This is a genomic window from Nostoc sp. LPT (assembly GCF_017115165.1).
Lineage (GTDB): Bacteria > Cyanobacteriota > Cyanobacteriia > Cyanobacteriales > Nostocaceae > Nostoc.
This window is the reverse complement of record NZ_JABXKF010000004.1, coordinates 1-20,035: the sequence shown is the minus strand read 5'-3', so window position 1 is coordinate 20,035 and position 20,035 is coordinate 1. Positions and strand designations below refer to the sequence as shown.

The window sequence follows — 20,035 nt, the reverse complement described above, 5'->3', positions numbered from 1 at the left end:
AGAGAAGCGACCATGACCCTTTCTGCTAACCAGCTCAAGACCGAAATTATCTACCCCAGCTCTGATGGTAAACCAATGGCAGAGAGCGATCCAGCACGGGATTATCTAATTTATGCTGTAGAAGCCTTAGACATTTATTTCCAAGACCGAAATGATGTTTACGTATCAGGGAATCTATTTGTTTACTACAAAAAGGGCATTCCTAGCGCTGTGGTTGCTCCTGATGTCTTTGTGGTATTTGAGGTAGACAAGAAAAAGCGCGTCAGCTACAAGGTTTGGGAAGAAGGGGGTAAAGTCCCTAATTTTATTTTGGAAATCACTTCTGCAAGCACCCAAGAAAACGATGAAGAGGATAAACCCAAGAAATATTCACTTTTAGGTGTGCAAGAGTATTTTCAGTATGACCCAACCGGAGATTACCTCAACCCACGACTAAAGGGTTCCTATTTATTTGAGGGCAAATATCAACCCATTACATCCAATTTTTTACCCGATGGTGTCTCGTCTTTTCACAGTGAAGTATTGGGTTTAGACCTCAGATTGATTGACGGAGAATTACGGTTTTTTAACCCCCAAACTGGGAGAAAACTGTTAAGTCATAAAGAAGCAGAACAAGCGCGACAGGATGCAATACCTAAATTATTGGAGTTAGGCTTGAGTGTGGAACAGGTTGCAAGCGCTCTTAGTTTACCTGTGGATAAAGTAAGACGCTTTGTTCAAAAGTCTTAGCTAAGGGTTACAAGTAATACGATTTAATTAAGTTGTAGAGATGCGATTAGTTGCGTCTCTAGCTTGCTCAACTGTAAAATTAATTTCCTGACCATAGGAAATTTCCAGGGTATGACCATCTGGATCTCTAAGATAAGCCCAGTAACCAACCGGAGGGGCCCAGTCATTTGGCCCAGCCAGCAATAACCCCTCTGCGCGTGCTTCATCACACAGGCGAGTAACTTGTTCACGATTCTGATAAGCTACCCCTAGATGGGATTGTGGTAACAGTGCGCCTTGTACTTTAGCTTCTTTAATTAGGACAATCACAAAAGGTCTGGTCAGGTCACTAATCCAAGCAACATCTACTTGAGTCGTTTGATCAGTGCGACGATGCACGACTGTCATCTGGGCATACTTTGCATAAAATGAGATACTTGCATCAACATCAGTGACTGCAAGTGCTATGTGGGTAAAACCAAGATCAGACATCAAGAAAACTGCGTGTGTAGACTTAACCGGGCGAATGTAGGTATTGGCCTGAGGGCTTACTAAGAAAGCTGATACCATTGATAATGAAGGTAGGCGTTATCTTCATAAAATTTTATGTTCTTAACTTGGTTAGACAGCAACTCTTGGCTGTTGGAAATCGGTGGAAAACGAATACTAATTGACCCTTGGCTGGTTGGTTCGTTAATTTTCAGTAATTTGGATTGGTTATTTAAAGGGTCGCGATCGCAAAATCGCCCAATCCCAGATAATATTGATTTGATCCTGCTATCTCAGGGTTTAGAAGACCACACTCACCCACCAACGCTCAAGTTGCTTGACCACAGTATTAAGGTTGTAGCTTCTCCCAATGCAGCTAAGGTAGTACAGCAGTTAGGCTATACCCAGGTAACAGTATTGGCTCATGGCGAAACTTTTACTTTAAATAATCAAATTGAAATCAAGGCTTTCCCCGGCTCACCAATCGGCCCAACTTTGGTAGAAAATAGTTATCTCCTCAAAGAATTGGAGAGTGGTTTAACTGTATACTACGAGCCTCACGGGTATCATTCCTCAGAACTTCAGCAAGCTACACCTATAGATGTAGTGATTACACCGTTTATTGATATGACGCTACCTTTGCTTGGGTCGATTATTAAAGGACAAAATAGTGCTTTAGAAGTCGTAAAATCATTACAGCCTCAAGTAATAATACCTACAGCGGCTGGTGGAGATGTGGCGTTTGAAGGATTGCTGATGAAATTGATTCAGACTGAAGGAACTGCTGAAGAATTTCGCTCGTTACTTGAGAAAAACAATCTTGCGACGAAGGTACTTGAGCCAAAACCAGGCGATCGCTTTGAACTACCATTAGAAAAGCGAGCATTAGCAATCTAATGAGAGTAGATGCTGGATGCCGACATCCGACCAATGTTTAAGCTTTATATTCTGTCATTGGGATCGCTCGTCCGAAACATCAATGTCCCAAATCCTCTACCCAAGGAAAGAGAAATAGCAACGAAAGCTGAGGTGAGACGCTTCCCCTTTTTTTCAAGCGAGGAAATTTCAGGCTGTAACTGGGCTTGGGTCAAGAGAGCGCAGTACTGGGAGAGAAATTTTAGGCAGAAGGGCGGGCGATCGCTTATCTCCTTAGTATTCATTAGCCCCAAAATTATTTATCATAAAACTCAACTGGTTGTTTCCTATTTTTGCTTTGATAGCGATACCACCACATCACAAAACCTGTAATCAACAAAATGATGGGAGTGATACCAACCAAACCGTAAATAATTTCTGTTGTGCGTCCGCCATAGTGACCAAAGTGCAGGTTTCCAATCCACTCAATCACTTTATCGCCTCTAGATATTTGACGGATGCTCCTGATCCATAGCACTTTTCCACTGTATTGGTCTACATAGACCTCACTTGAACCTGATGAATTTAAATCTTCAGGGAAATGCTTGCGAAAGCTGTAAATCCCTTCAGGTGTAGTGGGAAGCCAAATAATTGGAGTTGTAGCACCGGGAAGTGCTGTATTTGATATTTGAATTGCTTGTTGAAGTGAAATTGGTTTTTTACCAGGAATCGGCACAGAAACCAGGGTTGGTTCTGGTGGAGAAGGAGAAAAAGTAATAGCATGGATGACTGGATTAACCATGCTTCCCCAATTCATACAGAAGCCTGTAAAGCCTAAAATCGCTAGAAATACAGCTGCGAAGATACCTACTACTTTATGAATATCAAAGTTTGCTCGCTTGGGATGGGTGTTGAGCTTGATTTTGAAGCCAGTTACTAACTTGCGCCAACCAGGCCAGAGAAAGATTCCTGTGATGCACAGAATAAACATCAGCAAACCAATAATGCCATAAACTATCACCCCTGTATCGCCTGCAACTGAGCCAACATGTAATTTACCAGCAATATCGAGCCAGTCACCTGTTGTTTGATGAGTGCCAAGAATTTCACCTGTATAAGGATTGAGAAGTACATCTAAGGATATGCCGTTTTTGTCAACTATGCCTACGGATGCAGGTGAAGTGCCTGTTTGAAAGTAATCAGAGCTAATCCCGCTAACTTTCAAGTCTGGCTGACTACTATATGCAGCTTGGACTTTTTCTACTAGCACATTTAATGGTAGCGGTTTCCTCTGTGGTGTTACCTGCGTCAATCTTTTACCAAGGACAAGACGATAAACTTCTGCATCAAACATCCACAATGTGCCAGTTACACCAATTACCACGATAATTAGTCCCAAAACTAGACCGAGATAACGGTGGAGATAAAATACAAAGTTACGGAGCCTTTTAGGGGTGATAGTGTTGTTTTGGGAAAGTTTGGTAGATGTCATAACGGATTACTCAAGGGCTTCAATTTAACTGTCAAAATATACTTATTAATTCAAACGAGTCACAGTTAAAGACATTGAAAAACAGCAAGTAATAATAGCATCCTAACTAGTTAAAAACGTACCGAAACCGAACCCAGCACAGTTAATGGTTCACCAGGTTGGATAAAACCATCTGTCTCGTAATACCGCTTGTTAAATAGGTTCTTAAAGTTCAGCCCAAGCTGCCAGTTATCTTGTTTATAGAAAATTGCCGCATCAGCACGAACGTAAGATGGAACTGTGAATGTGTTAGGTAAAGTAACTTCTCTATCTCCCACATAAAATACTCCTGCACCAAAGCCTAACCCTTTTAAGTCTCCCTTGGAAATTTCGTAACTCATCCATAAACTCGCTCCTTGACTAGGCGCATTTATGAGTTTGTCACCCACTGGTAAGTCATTGTCTTCGCTGACAAATGTATCGTTAACAAACCAAGAAGCAATAATATTCAGGTTTTGTAACGGTTCTCCAGCTAAACTGAATTCAACCCCTCGACTCTTCACTTCACCTACACCAATCGAATAGTTACGATCTTGTGGATCTGTTGTCGGAATGTTTGTCTTTGTAATTTCATAGGCAGCTAAAGTAGCTGATAATTTGTTGTCCAAAAGTTCGGTTTTGATACCAGCTTCATATTGAGTGCCGCGAGTGGGTTCAATAATTTCTCCAGTTCTGGTACGAGAGTCATTAGGAACAAAAGACCTGCTATAACTGGCGTAGAGTGATACAGGTTCAATGGGTTGGTAGACAATGCCAATGCGTGGGGAGAAGGCATTACTATCAACTTGATCATTGGCATTGTAGACACTCGGCTCCTCAACATTGATATTATTAAACTCTTGAAAAATGTCTCTCTGTTTATTGAAATCATATCTACCCCCAACTAGCAACTTTAAATTTGGGAGTAACGTGACTTGATCTTGGAGATAGAGGGCAATGGTATTCCGTTCTTTATTTTGTGATGATAAATAGTTCAACTCTCTAGGGATAGTCGCACCATAAACTGGCTCGAAGATATCAATTGAATAATCAATATAGTTATCATCATAATTAAAATTACCACTAGATTTAGTCCATTCAAGTCCGAACAGTAGTTGATGCTTTACAGTGCCTGTATTAAACTTCCAGATCAGATCATTTTGCAGGGAGTATAGTTGATTGTCATCTGTGCCTGTTTCTTAGAATCTTGGTGCTAACGAACCGTCTAAATCTCCAAAATCTAGCCGAAATGACGAGCGTTTGGAGTTGGTGAATTGAGTAAAAAAGCCGCTGCGAATTTCTAAATTGTCATTAAAGCGATGGGAAATTGCAAAATTAATATTATGGGTGTCACTCTGCTCGCGATCGCCTGGTTCTCCCAAAAAACGGTTGCGTGGTAATTGAAAAACCAGCGGGTTTGCTGGAAAACCATTATAAGGCGTTCCATCCTGTCTGATGTACTTATAGCCAAAATTCAATGTGGTAGAGTCCCCAATCTTGTAGCTTAGGGTTGGCGCAATTGAAAAGTTTTCTCGATTCACAAAATCAACAAAGCTACCGGAATTTTCATAGCCAATATTGAGACGATACAACAGGCGTTTATCCGTTGTTAGCGGCCCAGAAAAATCGAGTGTGGGGTTGTAGAAACTGTCGCTGCCAACAATAAATTCGCCCGCGTAGTAAGGTGCTTCTAGCGGTTGTTTTGTCACATAGTTCACCACTCCTCCCGGTTCCAGGTTGCCATACAGCACTGAAGCAGGGCCTTTCAAGACCTCAACTCGCTCAATATTATTGGACACCGCTGATGCGTTTGCTGGAGTTGTGGATGAACCAGGAAAAGTAAACCCATTTCTCAGGGTGTTTTGTGTAGTAAATCCTCGAATGACGTAATCAGGTGCTAAACTCCGACGATTACCGCTAGTCACTACGCCTGGTACGTTGCGGAGAGCATCAGATAGGCGAGTGATTTTTTGATCTTCAATCACTCGGCGAGGAATCACTTGGATAGATTGGGGAATGTCGCGTAATGGGGTATCAGTTTTAGTTGCTGTTGATGCATCCGGTACGCTATATCCTGTGTCTGGCTCACCTGTTACCACCAACTCAATTGGTTCATCACCCTCAGCCGATGGTTGCTGTGGCGCGGTGGTTGGTGGCTTTGGTTGCTTTTGGGGTTGCTGTTGCGGCTGTGTTGAGGATGCAGCACTAGCAACGCTAAAAATAATACCCTCGTCTAAACTTATCAAACAACTCGACAATTGGTACACCCGCTTCACCTATCACCGCCACCCGGATAGTATTGGCATTAAAGTTAGTAACTGTAATCTCAGTAATTCCCGCAAGCGGTTTTTCCGAGCGGAATGTAAAGGCATCTTTTTTGGTTAATTGCAGTTGGGCATTGGGAATATCAACGATAAAGCTGTTGTCAACACTGCGGTTTACTACTTGCAACTGTTGACCTTTGTCAGTTTGTAAAATCACCTCTACACCTTTATCAGTAGGATTTGTCTTAACTCCCGTAACTTGTACAACTTCTGCTAAAGGCGCTATTTCTGATGCTGGCGACTGCACTAGCATAATTGCGTGATCGCTTCTTTGCAGTCGTCTTATTGGTTGGGGTACTTCTTTGGCATATGCTGGAATTGCCAATCCCATCCATCCTATGAGCACTAGCAGTTACCACAGTTGCTTCGTATTCATGCTTTCACCTCACACGCGGTTGCACAATTCCCACAAAAAATTATCAGTAACAATTCTCATTACCTGAGAATAGAGGATTTGACAAATTGAAGTGGCTCTTAGCGGAACCGCGATGACTCTAAGCGGAACAATTCAAATCTCCCGTTTTTGTGTTTCCTTGAAAAACTCACTCGGATTTATGCCAAACCATTTGCGAAATGCTGCTGCAAAATGGCTGCGATTTGCATAGCCCACCCCGTAGGCAACTTCTGCTACAGTCATTTGCCCTTCTTCTATAAATTTCCTGGCTTGTTCCATCCGATGACTATGCAAATAGCCGAACACCGTTGTATCAAACTCTCGTCGAAAGCCCTCTTTGAGTTTACGAGTATTGAGTCCCACTTGTTGAGATAGTTCTAACAGAGATGGCGGATGTTCTAAGTTGTGGATGAGGATTTCCTTAGCGTAGTGCAGGCGATCGCGCTCTTGTGATTTTGATGATGATTTTTGCCTTGGCTGTGGTTCGTTCTGGATGTACTGATCCAAACGTAGCGCCATCAGTTCTAGCACCTTACCTTCTAGATACAACTGCCGTGTTAGCCCTTGATAGGGACAATTCAGGATTTGGTAAATGATTGTACACATTGCAGGTGTGTTAACACCCATTTGAAAACAATCTATATGATCTGAATGTTCAAGAAACTGTCTCAGCTTCGGATCGACCAGCTCTAAACAATGGGCGATCGCATTCACAAATGTCTCAACTGTAATATGAATATCAAATTTCAGAATTTGTTGTCCTGCTTGCCAATCAACTAACCCACTAATTCCGGGTTCAAATCCAAGACACAGAAAATTTTGTCCTGCAAGTGTCTGCTCAGTGTGATTATCACCCAAAATCATAAAACTGAACTCCAAATCAAATCCAGGTTTTCCAGGAGCAGTTTCTACAACTAAGTTTTCTTGTAGTGTGTATTGATCAATCACGAGATAAATTCCAGAGCAAAGCAAGATTATCTGTCGCTTTCCCTGGCTATGCTTATGCGGATCATGAATAGGGCTATTTAATTTCCCAAAATTAGGTAAGCTGTTCAAGTACAAATGATTGGGAGAGGATTGTACCAAAGATTCTGGCTCGCAAAGGAACAGTGTCATTATTGATATGGTCAAAGCAAAAACAACTCTTGTTAAGAAATTTTCGCAGAATTTGGTTGAGGATTAATAATTATTGTTAGCATTACACAGCAGGGTTGACCGAGGAATGTTGAGCCTCAACTATGCAAATACTTTACAGCACTGGCTGCTGAAAGTATTGATATACCTTGATTGTTGTCGCAAAGTTAAGAAATTAAGACAAGACGTTTCTTACTTTGGGCTTTCTTCAAATATTTTTATGATCAGCGGTGAAATGCGATGTCTAAGAACAAGCTGCTGCTTCGTCTACGCACCCCATAATACGATTATCATTTTTATGCAGATATATTTATACTTAAAGACGTATTGACAAAGATCACTCTCTTTTAAATTGTTCCCAATCAACCCAGCCTAATTGATATTAAACGCTCTTTGATCGAAAGGAGTACAGATAAAAAATTCTAAAAATCAACCGAAAATACCCTGAGGGGGCATTGCATCTTAATATCAGGAAAAGGTCTAATTAAACGTTGATCCTTTAATTTAGAAGACTTGGTGTAATGAAGACCCTCGCCGGATTGCTATTTGTACTTAGCTTCATGGTAGTAGCTTGCAGTCCATCTCCAGATAAAACAGTGTCTTCCAATCCTGAAGTTACAACCACTCCAGTTCAAGTAGGACAAAAGACACAAAATAAGCCTTTAGTTGTAACGACAGTCGCTCCTTTAACCAATATTGTGAGTAACATTGCAGGCGATCGCTTAGAAGTTAAGGGTATTATTCCAGAAGGAACTGACTCCCATACCTTTGAACCTCGTCCCAGTGATTCTGATTTGCTATCCAAAGCTAATTTGATTATCGCCAATGGGTTGCATTTGGAATCGCCAACAGAAAAACTAGCTAAAGCCTCGAAGCCCAAAGAAACTAAAATCTATGAGCTAGGTAGTAATACCATTACCCAAGATCAATGGCTTTTTGACTTTAGCTTTCCCAAAGAAAAGGGCGATCCCAATCCTCATCTGTGGGTGAACCCCAAGTATGCTGAGGCTTACGCCAAACTAGCCGCCCAACAGTTAACTACTTTAGATCCTGCTGGCAAAGACTATTACGCGACTAATCTCAAAAATTACTTACAACGTCTGGATGCCCTAGACAAGGCAACACGAGAAATCGTCGCCAGTATTCCTGCCAAAAACCGTAAACTTTTGACCTACCATGATTCTTGGGCGTATTGGGCCAGAGAGTATGGTTTTCAAGTAATTGGTGCGATTCAACCTTCAGATTTCAAGGAACCATCTGCTCAAGATGTCGCCAAGCTAATTGACCAAATTCGCAAAACAGGCGTTCCAGCGATTTTTGGTTCTGAGGTCTACCCCAGCAAGGTAGAAGAACAAATTGCCCGCGAAGCAAAGATAAAAACAGCCAACACTGCCGATGATGAGTTACCTGGAACAGGTTCAGCCAATGCAATGGAAAACACTAATCCTGAGCATACTTATATTGGCATGATGGCTAACAATATGCGGATTATCGCCTCTAATTTGGGAGGAAATCCTGATTTGGTGAAGAACTTAAACACTGGAAATGTTGTTGGACCAACAGCAACTAAGTAGGATTAAGAAAATAAGTACAGCAGAATTCAGAAGTAAAACAGGCTTTCTACCTGGCTTTTAGACGAATCGTTATGTATACCAACTTGAAATCTGCTGTATATGCAACCAATACTTGAAGTTAGAAGTTTAACCTGTGGTTATCAAACCCAGCCAGTGTTTAGCGATGTTAATTTGACGCTTTACCCTGGTCAACTTACTGGTTTGGTAGGGCCTTCTGGGAGTGGTAAAAGCACTTTAATTAGAGCGATTTTAGGATTAGTTCATCCTTGGGCTGGAGAGATTTGGTTTCGAGGAAAGCGCTTAAAGCCAGGAGTGCCACCAAAAGCGGTGGGCTATGTGCCGCAGGTAGAAACGGTGGATTGGACTTTTCCGGTTACGGCTCTGGAAGTAGTGATGATGGGACGTTACCAAAAGCAGAAGGTGTTGCCTTGGTCTTCGCGGCGCGATCGCCAAGTTGCCAGCGAACTCCTAGAGCGCGTTGGGGTTGCCCATGTTGCCCATCAACCTATCGGTAGTCTATCTGGTGGGCAACAGCAAAGGGTTTTTATTGCCCGTGCTTTAGTAGGAGAACCAGAAATAGTTCTTTTAGATGAACCCACCAGCAGTTCAGACTTGCACGTTCAACACGAACTATTGCACCTATTGGCTGATTTGAATCAGCAAGGCTTGACAATTATCCTCTCCACCCATGACCTCAACTCGGTAGCGACTCATCTACCTTGGGTGGTATGTTTCAACCACGGTTTAATTTGCCAAGGTCAACCTATCGATGTCTTCAGTCCCGCAAATCTTGAGCAGACTTTTGGTGGAGAAATGGTAGTTTTTCACCAACAAGACCGAATCTTAATCGCTAGCGGCGGAACTTCCCTACGTCATCAAATGCAAGACAACTTGCCGGAAGTATTGCGCCGCTCCAACTCGTCGAAGTCTGCTTAATATAAATGTATATGGATTTTTTACTGGCTCCCTTTCGCTATGAATTTTTTAGCCGTGCGATTTTAGTAGGCATGATGGCAGGGCTATTATGCGGCATTATGGGAGTTTATATTACAACTCGGAGAATGAGTTACATTGCCCACGGTTTATCTCATGCAATTTTGGGGGGAGCCGTGCTGAGTTATGTACTGGGCTTGAATTTCTACATTGGCTCTGGAATTTGGGGTTTTGCAGCTGCTTTGCTGATTCAATATTTGACAGGACGCAAAATATACTCGGATGCAGCTATTGGAATTGTGACAACTGCTAGCTTTGCTTTAGGAGTAGCTGTAATCAGTAGCTATCGCAAGTTTAGCCAAAACTTTGAAGCCGCTTTGTTTGGCAATGTGTTGGGCGTTTCCCCTAATGATTTGTGGGTGGTGACGGGTGTGACGATTGTCTTACTCAGTCTAGTTTTCTTGTTTTATCGCCCGTTGCTATTTTGGTGTTTTGACCGAGAAGTGGCTCAGGTTCATGGCGTACCCGTTTTTGCAATGGATACTTTATTTGCTTTGATGTTGGCGACTTTACTGGTGGCGACACTGAACGTTTTGGGAGTAACTCTGATTATTTCAGCAGTGGTGATTCCAGCATCGATTGCCCGATTAATCAGCGATCGCTTTGGTTATATCATGATTATTTCCGGGATTTTAGGAGCTGCGATTTCGTTTGTAGGTATCTACCTCAGCTACTACCTCGACATTGCCTCTGGAGCAAGTGTAGTACTACTTTCAACTGCCATATTTGCCTGTGTGTTGCTTACCAGGAATCTGCAAGGAAGATATAAACGCCGTTTGCCTCCCCTCTCTATAAAACACCTGCCTTAACAAGATTGGACTTTGGACAAAAAAGATATTATTCGCGTGTGTCATACGCGAATAATATCGGATCTATAGCCATCAGTTTCCCAACGCATAGTAATATCAAGCAAATTGTGTATAAATCAATACTGACAGACTATGCTTAAAATAAATTACAATCAATTCATAGCGAAATTTCAGAAGTTTAGACGAAATCTTACAACTCGCGAACCATTTTCGACTATAAAAGGTCACTTTGAGGGTTTTCCAAGACCTGATTTTTCCGCTGCTTATTTTCATTAATGAAACACTATTGATAATAAGGCTATAGAAAAAACGACGCTGTTTCGTGGTTTGATAACTTCCCGTAAAAAATCAGCCTGATTTTATCCATTTAGGGGCAAAGTAAGCGCTGAAATTTGGCAACTAAACCGATGACCCCTAAAGCGAGAATGCCTAACACGTCTGATGGTTCAGGTACTTCTACCGATGAGGTATTGCTACTTTTTAACTGGACAATTCGGTAGTTGCCAGAATCTGCCACGTAGACGTTGCTAGAAGAGTCTACTGCTACGCCAAATGGAAGATAAAACTGCCCGTTACCATTGCCTTGAGTGCCAAAAGACGTGAATGTACCGCTAAAATTACCGGGATTAAACTGGACGATCCGGCTACCGTTATAAGTATCTGCCACGTAGACGTTGCCAGACGAGTCTACTGCTAGACCACGTGGATAAGTGAACTGCCCGTTACCACTGCCACCACTGCCAAAAGAGGTAAATGTACCGCTAAAATTACTGGGATTAAACTGGACGATCCGGTTGTTACCATCTGCTACGTAGGCTAAACCAGAAGAGTCTACTGCTACGCCATATGGATTGGCGAACTGCCCGTTACCACTGCCACCAGTGCCAAAAGAGGTGAATGTACCGCTAAAATTACTGGGATTAAACCGGACGATCCGCTCATTAGGCAAATCTGTTACATAGACTAAGCCAGAAGAGTCTACTGCTACGTTACGTGGAGCAGCGAACTGCCCGTTACCGCCGCCATAAGTGCCAAAAGAGGTGAATGTACCGCTAAAATTACTGGGATTAAACTGGACGATCCGATTGTTCCCAGAATCTGCTACGTAGACTAAGCCAGAAGAGTCTACTGCTAGGCCAAATGGACTAGCAAACTGCCCGTTACCATTGCCACCAGTGCCAAAAGAGGTGAATGTACCGCTAAAATTACTGGGATTAAACCTGTCTACCTGATTGTTACTACTATCTGCCACGTAGACGTTGCCCGCAGAGTCTACTGCTACGCCAGATGGGAATTTGAACTGCCCGTTACCATTGCCATAAGTACCACCAAAAGAGGTAACGTAGGTCAAATCTGCTGCCCTAGCCGCCAGTGGGGGTCCGATCACCGTTGCAGTCATTACTGCAACTATACCTGTTTTAATGACTGAGAACATAATCTTTCCTTCATACTGTCACCGATCAAACTACTGAAACCTTTATTTTTGCACAAAGGGAGCGACGCTGTAACGAGCCGCCATTCAATCTGCAAAACCGACTCTGTGCAAAGCTTCTAGAAAAAATATATCGCTTTCATCGTTTGATTAAGATTTGGATGAGGTCGGATACCGTGGCAAGGATTTTATTCACTGGGTCGAGCTTGGATTGTGATGTTTAAAAGACGACCCTTACGAGTTGTCTGCTGCATTTGTGAAGGTTGAGTAACTGATAGTTATCCTTTTTTAATACCTGTATTTTGTTCGCGTATAATTACCGTGAACTCATTCTTTTTTGACCAAAGTCCAAAACAAGAGTTAGTCTAGATTTAATGCCGAATTTTTATTTACATTATTTGGCATATAAACCTCTCTGATGGGAAAAGGAATTTGAATTCCTGCTTGCTGGTAGCGTTTGTGTAATTTTTTGACAAATAGATGTTTACCAATACGCTGGTCAAAGTACTCACTTACGCGCATATATAACGTAAAATCTATACTAAAATCATTAAAAGTATGAAATCTGATATATGGTTCACTTTCTTTTAATTCTGGTGCAATTTCTTGCATGACTTCTTTAGCAACTTCTACAGTTACTCTTTCAACTTCTTCCAAATCGCTATCATAACTTACACCCACATCCATTGTTAAAGTAATTTCCTTTGCGGGTAAATGATAGTTTGTGAAAATTGCAGTAGATAACTTAGAATTAGGAACAATGACTACATTATTGGAAATTTCTTTAATTGTCGTATTCCGCCAAGAAATATCTATAACATATCCCTCATGTCCAGCATCTAATTTCACATAGTCTCCGGTTCTCACTTGCTTAGAAATAATTAAATAAAAACCAGAAAATAAATTTGCAAGTGTGTCTTGAAGTGCTAAACCAACTGCTATACCACCAACACCTAAAGTTGTGATTATCGGTGTAATTTGAACACCCACTGTTTGCAATACAATTAATGTTCCCAAAACGAAAACAATAGCCTTAGCAAGGTTAGAAATTAGTGATGTAGAAACGCCTTCGGCTCTGCGAATAAATAAATTAACAAAACCACCAGTCAGTCTGGCTAAGACTAGGGTTACTGAAAACAGCAATGCGATCGTCAGAATTTTTTGCAGTACGATCGCAACATCTGGCTTGAGGGGAGCGCTCAGAACTGCCCAAAAAAAACCGGCGATGACAAACCAAATAAAAGTCATCCGGTGCAGAGAGCGAAATATAATTTTACTCCCAAAAATTCGTTTATTAGTAACGAATGTTTCTAGTTTTTGGAAGATAACTTTTTCACCAATTATTCCAGCTACGAAGCCAGCTAGAATAAACCATATCGGCGTAATCCATTCCATCATATCAATTTTAAATTTGGAGTTTTAGATTTAGAATAACAGCATTTTTGCTGCGATTATGGCTAAATTTTACCTTGTGATTTGCCGGATTACCTGCTTGAGATTTTCTGGAATATGGACTTGCCAATTATTTACCACCCAGATTATGTTGCCCCATTGCCTGAAGGACATCGCTTCCCGATGTCTAAGTTTCGACAACTCTACGAATTGCTGTTAGCTGATGGTGTAGCTAATCAAGAACAATTTCACACCCCCGAACGTCCGCCGTTAGAGTTGATAGAGTTAGTCCACACTCCAAACTACGTTCAAGCTTACTGCGAAGGAACCCTAGATGCCAAAGCACAGCGTCGCATTGGTTTGCCTTGGAGTCCAGCACTAGCAAATCGTACTTGTGTAGCGGTAGGTGGTACGATACTTACTGCTAAACTGGCACTGAGTCAGGGTTTAGCTTGTAATACAGCTGGTGGCACTCATCATGCCTTTCCTAGTTATGGATCTGGTTTTTGTATTTTCAACGATATAGCGATCGCCTGCCGCGTTTTACAAAAATTCGGACTCGTTCAAAAAATCCTAATTGTCGATTTGGATGTCCATCAAGGAGATGGCACAGCTTTTATCTTCCAAAACGACGACAGCGTTTTTACTTTCTCCATGCACTGCGAAGTCAATTTTCCCGGTACTAAACAAAACAGTGATTTGGATGTTCCTTTGCCGGTGGGAATGGAAGATGACGCTTATTTACAAACCTTGGCGAATTACATAGCAGATTTATTATCTAAAGTCAAGCCAGATTTAGTATTTTATGATGCTGGTGTTGACCCTCATATAGGCGATCGCTTAGGCAAATTAGCCCTTACAGATGCTGGCATTTTTCGCCGGGAAATGCAGGTTTTGAGTACCTGTATGAGTAGCGGTTATCCCGTCGCCTGCGTCATTGGGGGCGGTTATGCTAATGATATGAAATCTTTAGTATGGCGACACTCCCTGCTACATCGCGCCGCCAGTGAAGTTTACCAGCAGTACAAACTATAGTTAGTTAATAGGAAATACTACCAAAATCGTAAAGTTTTTAAACGCAGAGGAACGCAAAGTAAACGCAAAGGTACGCAGAGTATTGCCAAATTTAATTTGTAGCGAATGGGACTAAAATAAACTTTGCGCTCCTCTACGCTTACCTCTACGCCCCTCTGCGTTTAAATTTAAACCCTATTTTGTCGGCAAAGGTAGTACTGGATGAACAACGGCAAACTCAGAATTTACGAACTAGCAAAAGAATTGAATTTGGATAGCAAGAAGCTATTAGCAATTTGCGAAAAACTCAAGATTGCAGTCAAAAGCCATACCAGCGCCATCTCAGAATCCGATGCAGAACGCATTCGTTCAGTGGCAAATAAACTAACAGCAAAATCCTCGAAAACTAAAACAAACTCTGAAGATTGGGGCTATATGTTTATAGCTTCAGCAGTTGATAGCTTTATCCGCCATCTTGAAGGTGAAAGCGTCCTGAAATCATATCCTGAATTTAGAGAGCGGCGCGATCGCGCCAATAAGTTGATGTTGGAATGTGTCGGTCAAAAGCCTTCTCTATTTTATGTGCGTCGCAAAGGTGCAGGGAAAGAAGCAAAAGAAGAAATTTGGGATTTGACAATAGCAACAGACAGCAATGATTTTCAGTTACCTACAAGACTTGAGAAGCTCAGAAAAACATTAGGATTTAGAGCAACTGTACCAAAAGATGGACGCGGCGGTTTAAAAATACTGTCGGTTCAATTATTACAACCCTCACGGGGACATGCCGATAGCTATGCTATACCTTGCCGCTTGCGTTTGCTGCCTAATCATCAGCATCATCTCGACATTGAGTCTGCAACATTGAAACGCATCGCCGCCGCGCCAATTTGTGGCGACCATGTACCTACAGAAGATCAACTGAAAGCTTGGAAAGCATTTTTACAAATTGAAGAAAAAATCGCTAAAGCTCGTCAATTTTGTGTGCATTACGTAACTCATAACTATAATTTTAAAAGACGAATCAGTTTTGAAATTGATGTAGCCTCAGCCACCCTTGACGGCTTTTATCAAAATTCCCTCGATGTCGAAAACTTTTGGGAACGAGCAAGACGCACAAAAAACGAAGATTTAAAGCTTTTTGAAACTGCTCCCGTCGGCAAAAATTGGATTAGCGGCCGTCAATTAGGGACTGTTGAGGAAGTTGACCCCAACCGTTGCATCATCAGTCTCAGGCTAGAACGTGACTTAGCTGAATTCATGGCAACAGAGCGTTATAAGTTGCCAGATACAGGATTTTTGTGTTTTGAAGCAGTTGGTGATATTCAGCAGATTCAGCGTAAGAAAAAGGCTTTAGATGATTTGAATAATGGTTACACCCAAAATCCATATTTGGGTAACTTTTTATTCGATGCTTCTCAGGCTAGACAAATTAAAACAACTATTGAACTTCAATCACAAGATTTATTATTATCTTCTGCTAATCCTGGCCAGAAAGCAGCAGTAGAAAAGGTACTTGCTGCTAAGGATCTTGTTCTTATCCAAGGGCCACCAGGTACTGGGAAAACTACCGTAATTGCCGAGATTTGCTATCAAATTGCCCTTCGCGGTGGACGCACTCTAATTGCATCTCAAGCCAATTTAGCAGTAGATAACGCCCTAAGTCGATTAGTTCATAACCCAGTGATTCGGGCTGTACGCAAGGGGAGAGCCGAGAAAGTCGGGGAGGAAGGACAGCCATTTTTAGAAGACCAAGTGATTGGCAGATGGCTAGAAAATACAGCTAATGACTGCGATAATAATCTAACTCAACGGCTGGAAAATATTAAAGTTTTCACTCAATTACTGGCATCATCACAAAGATTCACAGCTTACTTCCAAGCAGAGGAAGAATTTAATCAGCAAAAAAATAAGTTTAATAAAAATAAGTTAAAGCTAGAGATAAACTTTCAAAATCAAGAAAAATATTACAACGAAACTGTAGAAAAATATAACGAGGTTGAATCATTAATTACAAACTTAGAAAATATATTAAATACTGCACCAAATATCAACTGGGAAGCTTCAGAAGTTACAGATTTTTTGCCACTTCTTAAGCCCTACACAGAAGGTAACAGTTTAGTAGAAGAATTTTTAGCAAATGTTCGTCAAACCATCAAATATACTGATGAACTTGGCTTTGTGCGTCCAGCGCTTGGTGCTTTTGGTTTAGCGGCTTGGTTGCGTGAAACTGTAGCAATAGAAATTTCTGGATTTAAAACTGCTTTGACTTATGCTCATGAGGCAAGTAAAGCCATCTTAGAAGTTGCAGCATCAGTGGAGGTTGTCAAACATAATTTCGCCTCGTTAAATCAGTTACAACCAGATTATCAGCAATATCTTACTAAACTCCAAAATATACAGCAAACAATCCAGATATGGCAAAACCGCAAACGGGAAATAGATTACATTATCTCAGCAGTTAAGGAATGGAAATCTACAGCACCTTCTCATCTCTATCAAACTTTAAAAGAATGTCATCAATCAGGTTTACCAGTTACAGAAAATTTAGTTGACTTGCCACTAGGTTTGTTGATGTTTGCTAATACATTAAAATTACCAATAGTACCAAAGATATACAAAATAAACCTACCTGAATGGGAAGTATTAGCAAAGGCGATCGCTTATGAAATAGACGGGGGTTTTACTGACAGGCGGGGTAAACAGCATAATTTTAGCTATTTTTTACAAGAAAATTTTAGTCAGATTCCAATGGTGCTATCAAAGAGCGATCGCACTCAATGGCAAGAAACCTATCAACAGTTTAACAATTATCAGCTACTCAACCCCAAACAGCGAAAATTACTAGTTGAAAATACTCAGATTTTTTTAATTAGAATGCAACGGACTTATGCCGCATCATGGGAATGGAATAACATTGACTCTACTCTCACCTGCATTACACAAGAATTGCTAGATACTATCCTTGCAAATGCGCGTCAATGTGTTTTAAAAGTCAAAACTGAAACCGATCAACAGCTTCAGTCACTGCAACGACAATTAAATGAACTTCAAAAAAATGAAGTTAGCCAACAGCAAATATCTATTACTCAAGCTGAGGCAGAAAAAGCACAGCAGAATGCTAACTTCCAACTTGGAGGAGTGATTAATATATTGCAAGAACTTAATCAAAAAAATCTACCTGATCAATTACGTATTCTAGTTGAAAAATATCTGGCAACACAATCAAATATTTGGCAGCAACCCCAAGAGTTTACAAATCAAGTGAATTATTGGGAAACTTCCATTAATCAGCTAGAAACCTTAATCTCATTATTAGAACCTTTTGCTGTGCTAGATACAATTAAGCATTCTCTAAATGAGCATTTATTAAAGCTAAAAGAAGAAACAGAAACTTCTCTACAGCAAGTTCAAAACCTACAAATTACTCTACGCGAACTAGAACAAAAATCACAACCACAGCCATCAAAAAACTTAAAAGAAGAACGAAACTGGTGGTTGAGAGAATGGCAAACTATACCTGATAAATTTAAACCAGAAAATTCTCAAACCAACTTGTTTAGTATAGAGTTTTTACGCAAAATAAGTACTCAGTTTGATTTTTGGCAGCAGCAACTTCAAAAAGACAAAATTTATCTGAATAAATATCAGATTTTTGTACAAGATTGGATAGGTAAATTAAGACAGCCAAATGAGCGTGACCGCGACGATTTAAGGCGCATTTATTTAGATAATGCTAATGTCGTTGGTATTACCTGTGTTCAGGCTGCCAATAGAGGTTTTTCTGAAGAATTCAAATCTTTTGATGTTGTCATTATTGATGAAGTTAGTAAGTGTACTCCACCAGAGTTACTAATCCCAGCTTTGAAAGGCAAAAAGTTAGTCATGGTAGGAGATCATCGGCAATTACCACCCATGCTTGATACTAGCACTTTAGAAGAAGTTGCTCAAACAATAGGCAATACAAGAGACGAACTACAATTTTTAGAAGAATCACTATTTAAAAGTCAGTTTGAATCTGCTGATGAAAGCATCAAACAAATGCTAACTACACAGTATCGAATGCACCCATTTATTATGGGAGCAATCAATCAATTTTATGACGGTAAACTAGAATCTGGTATTTTGGAGCCAGACACAAAACGCGCACATCATTTAGCAGACGAAATTATCCAAGAATCTCAGCATCTTATCTGGGTAAAAACGCCTATAGAAAATCAGTTTTTAGAGCAACGAAATGGAACTTCTTACTTTAATACTCCAGAAATTGATGCCATTGAACGTCTGTGTCATCAGTTTGAGAAGACTTGGACTTCTAAAGTTGCTAATGGTGAACCAAAAAAAGAAATTGCCGTAATTACATTTTATGGCGCTCAATTAAGAAAAATCGATGAACGCCTGCAATCTGAACTTTTTCCTTCGCTAGAAATTCGTACTGGTACAGTAGACAGATTTCAAGGTATGGAAAGACCGATTGTGATTGTCAGTATGGTTCGCAACAATAGCAAAGGAGATGTAGGATTTGCTAAGAAGCCAGAACGGGTAAATGTTGCTTTTTCCCGCGCTCAAGAACTACTAATAATTGTGGGTTGTCATAATTTATTTACCCATCAATCAGGTAAAGTCGGAAGTATGTATTCTGAAGTTTCAAATATTGTAAGTCTTCATGCAGGTTTCGTTGATGTTTCTCGCTTCTTCAGCTAAACCTGTTGATAACAATCTCAAAAATTTGGTAAATGCGTAGGCAATTTATTTTTTGGAAGTCTCTTAGCGGGACTTAAACATTTTTGAGACACAAACAATCCTCAAACCCATATAGGGCAAGAAAAATACACAAAATGCTCAAAAATGCTTGAAACCCAGATATATCAAGAAACTAGACAAAACGATGTCAAAGTCTTTCTACATATAGATTTGAGGCTTTTTTTAGCTACTTTTTGTCTAAGTCCCATTAATTGAGTTTTAAAGAATTCACCGGCACTTCATCCCAAGAATCGACTGTCCGCAATTGTGCTACCCAACCTGCTGCCTTTTGTGTCTCGGTCAAATTATTCTCAAAAGAATCATGACAATCTTTAGCTTGAGATTCATTACAAGTGGCAATACAGGCATGAATCATCCCAGACGGATCAATTTGCTCATTTACCCAAATAGTCATGGAATATTTCCTCTAAAACTTTAGCGAAAAAGCTATTTGTCATTTTAGAACACTATTAGAGTCGAAAATTGTAGAGCAAAATCGGTAATAAGTAGTGAACTAATTTTAATTACCGATTACCAATTTACATTACCCAGTTCCGCTTCATCTGCTAGGCACAGCACTAATTACATTATCAAAGCGATAAAGCTGTAGCAGGGAGCATCCCAGTTTTTTGCAAAGAGGGGGAAAATCAGTCAGGATAAGTAAGAC

At 40.7% G+C, this 20,035-nt stretch carries 16 protein-coding genes; 7 read left to right on the top strand and 9 right to left on the bottom strand.

Going from position 1 to position 20,035, the window contains the following annotated elements:
* Positions 1-12 precede the first annotated feature (12 nt).
* On the top strand, positions 13-729 hold the full coding sequence (locus tag HWQ58_RS00730; protein ID WP_292856610.1) for a Uma2 family endonuclease: 717 nt from the start codon (positions 13-15) through the stop codon (positions 727-729).
* Positions 730-756: 27 nt separating this feature from the next.
* On the opposite strand, the gene HWQ58_RS00725 is transcribed toward HWQ58_RS00730, so the two are convergent.
* Complete coding sequence (locus HWQ58_RS00725; protein ID WP_292856608.1) at positions 757-1,200, bottom strand: VOC family protein; 444 nt, start codon at positions 1,198-1,200, stop codon at positions 757-759.
* 114 nt (positions 1,201-1,314) lie between these two features.
* On the opposite strand from HWQ58_RS00725, the gene HWQ58_RS00720 reads away from it, so the two are divergent.
* Positions 1,315-2,094, top strand: a complete 780-nt coding sequence (locus HWQ58_RS00720) for an MBL fold metallo-hydrolase (protein WP_292856606.1) — start codon at positions 1,315-1,317, stop codon at positions 2,092-2,094.
* A 274-nt stretch (positions 2,095-2,368) separates the two neighbouring features.
* On the opposite strand, the gene HWQ58_RS00715 is transcribed toward HWQ58_RS00720, so the two are convergent.
* From HWQ58_RS00715 to HWQ58_RS00695, 5 genes are all read right to left on the bottom strand, one after another.
* Positions 2,369-3,544 (bottom strand): PepSY-associated TM helix domain-containing protein, encoded by a 1,176-nt coding sequence (locus HWQ58_RS00715; protein WP_292856604.1) that lies wholly within the window; start codon positions 3,542-3,544, stop codon positions 2,369-2,371.
* A 110-nt stretch (positions 3,545-3,654) separates the two neighbouring features.
* Positions 3,655-4,713 carry a TonB-dependent receptor gene (locus HWQ58_RS00710; RefSeq protein WP_292856637.1) on the bottom strand — a complete coding sequence of 353 codons (1,059 nt, stop codon included), beginning with the start codon at positions 4,711-4,713 and terminating at the stop codon, positions 3,655-3,657.
* A gap of 48 nt (positions 4,714-4,761) precedes the next feature.
* Positions 4,762-5,808 carry a TonB-dependent receptor plug domain-containing protein gene (locus tag HWQ58_RS00705; RefSeq protein WP_292856602.1) on the bottom strand — a complete coding sequence of 349 codons (1,047 nt, stop codon included), beginning with the start codon at positions 5,806-5,808 and terminating at the stop codon, positions 4,762-4,764.
* Positions 5,777-6,211 carry an AMIN domain-containing protein gene (locus tag HWQ58_RS00700; protein WP_292856600.1) on the bottom strand — a complete coding sequence of 145 codons (435 nt, stop codon included), beginning with the start codon at positions 6,209-6,211 and terminating at the stop codon, positions 5,777-5,779. The genes HWQ58_RS00705 and HWQ58_RS00700 overlap by 32 nt, the downstream gene beginning before the upstream one ends.
* Positions 6,212-6,394: 183 nt before the next feature.
* Entirely contained in the window at positions 6,395-7,228 is an 834-nt protein-coding gene (locus HWQ58_RS00695) for an AraC family transcriptional regulator (protein WP_292856598.1), read from the bottom strand.
* A 707-nt stretch (positions 7,229-7,935) separates the two neighbouring features.
* Here HWQ58_RS00695 and HWQ58_RS00690 point away from each other — a divergent pair.
* The 3 genes from HWQ58_RS00690 to HWQ58_RS00680 all read left to right on the top strand — a co-directional run bounded on the left by HWQ58_RS00690 (position 7,936) and on the right by HWQ58_RS00680 (position 10,790).
* Complete coding sequence (locus HWQ58_RS00690) at positions 7,936-8,988, top strand: metal ABC transporter substrate-binding protein (protein WP_292856596.1); 1,053 nt, start codon at positions 7,936-7,938, stop codon at positions 8,986-8,988.
* A gap of 99 nt (positions 8,989-9,087) precedes the next feature.
* The gene (locus tag HWQ58_RS00685) at positions 9,088-9,924 is read left to right on the top strand and encodes a metal ABC transporter ATP-binding protein (RefSeq protein WP_292856594.1); all 837 of its coding nucleotides are present in this window, start codon (positions 9,088-9,090) and stop codon (positions 9,922-9,924) included.
* Between the two features lie 11 nt (positions 9,925-9,935).
* Positions 9,936-10,790 carry a metal ABC transporter permease gene (locus HWQ58_RS00680; RefSeq protein ID WP_292856592.1) on the top strand — a complete coding sequence of 285 codons (855 nt, stop codon included), beginning with the start codon at positions 9,936-9,938 and terminating at the stop codon, positions 10,788-10,790.
* Between the two features lie 367 nt (positions 10,791-11,157).
* On the opposite strand, the gene HWQ58_RS00675 is transcribed toward HWQ58_RS00680, so the two are convergent.
* Entirely contained in the window at positions 11,158-12,225 is a 1,068-nt protein-coding gene (locus HWQ58_RS00675; RefSeq protein WP_292856590.1) for an SBBP repeat-containing protein, read from the bottom strand.
* Positions 12,226-12,582: 357 nt separating this feature from the next.
* Entirely contained in the window at positions 12,583-13,620 is a 1,038-nt protein-coding gene (locus HWQ58_RS00670) for a mechanosensitive ion channel family protein (RefSeq protein ID WP_292856588.1), read from the bottom strand.
* Positions 13,621-13,731: 111 nt separating this feature from the next.
* Here HWQ58_RS00670 and HWQ58_RS00665 point away from each other — a divergent pair, with 111 nt between their 5' ends.
* The gene (locus tag HWQ58_RS00665) at positions 13,732-14,649 is read left to right on the top strand and encodes a histone deacetylase (protein ID WP_292856586.1); all 918 of its coding nucleotides are present in this window, start codon (positions 13,732-13,734) and stop codon (positions 14,647-14,649) included.
* Between the two features lie 201 nt (positions 14,650-14,850).
* On the top strand, positions 14,851-19,329 hold the full coding sequence (locus tag HWQ58_RS00660; RefSeq protein ID WP_292856584.1) for a translation initiation factor IF-2 N-terminal domain-containing protein: 4,479 nt from the start codon (positions 14,851-14,853) through the stop codon (positions 19,327-19,329).
* 247 nt (positions 19,330-19,576) lie between these two features.
* Here HWQ58_RS00660 and HWQ58_RS00655 read toward each other — a convergent pair whose 3' ends face one another.
* Complete coding sequence (locus HWQ58_RS00655) at positions 19,577-19,783, bottom strand: glycogen debranching protein (RefSeq protein ID WP_229498956.1); 207 nt, start codon at positions 19,781-19,783, stop codon at positions 19,577-19,579.
* Between the last annotated feature and the right edge of the window lie 252 nt (positions 19,784-20,035).

Coding starts and splice junctions, on each gene's coding strand:
- HWQ58_RS00690 (WP_292856596.1), top strand. CDS start 7,936: ATGAAGACCCTCGCCGGATTGCTATTTGTACTTAGCTTCATGGTAGTA.
- HWQ58_RS00675 (WP_292856590.1), bottom strand. CDS start 12,225: ATGTTCTCAGTCATTAAAACAGGTATAGTTGCAGTAATGACTGCAACG.
- HWQ58_RS00680 (WP_292856592.1), top strand. CDS start 9,936: ATGGATTTTTTACTGGCTCCCTTTCGCTATGAATTTTTTAGCCGTGCG.
- HWQ58_RS00660 (WP_292856584.1), top strand. CDS start 14,851: ATGAACAACGGCAAACTCAGAATTTACGAACTAGCAAAAGAATTGAAT.
- HWQ58_RS00720 (WP_292856606.1), top strand. CDS start 1,315: ATGTTCTTAACTTGGTTAGACAGCAACTCTTGGCTGTTGGAAATCGGT.
- HWQ58_RS00725 (WP_292856608.1), bottom strand. CDS start 1,200: ATGTCTGATCTTGGTTTTACCCACATAGCACTTGCAGTCACTGATGTT.
- HWQ58_RS00655 (WP_229498956.1), bottom strand. CDS start 19,783: ATGACTATTTGGGTAAATGAGCAAATTGATCCGTCTGGGATGATTCAT.
- HWQ58_RS00685 (WP_292856594.1), top strand. CDS start 9,088: ATGCAACCAATACTTGAAGTTAGAAGTTTAACCTGTGGTTATCAAACC.
- HWQ58_RS00715 (WP_292856604.1), bottom strand. CDS start 3,544: ATGACATCTACCAAACTTTCCCAAAACAACACTATCACCCCTAAAAGG.
- HWQ58_RS00730 (WP_292856610.1), top strand. CDS start 13: ATGACCCTTTCTGCTAACCAGCTCAAGACCGAAATTATCTACCCCAGC.
- HWQ58_RS00670 (WP_292856588.1), bottom strand. CDS start 13,620: ATGATGGAATGGATTACGCCGATATGGTTTATTCTAGCTGGCTTCGTA.
- HWQ58_RS00665 (WP_292856586.1), top strand. CDS start 13,732: ATGGACTTGCCAATTATTTACCACCCAGATTATGTTGCCCCATTGCCT.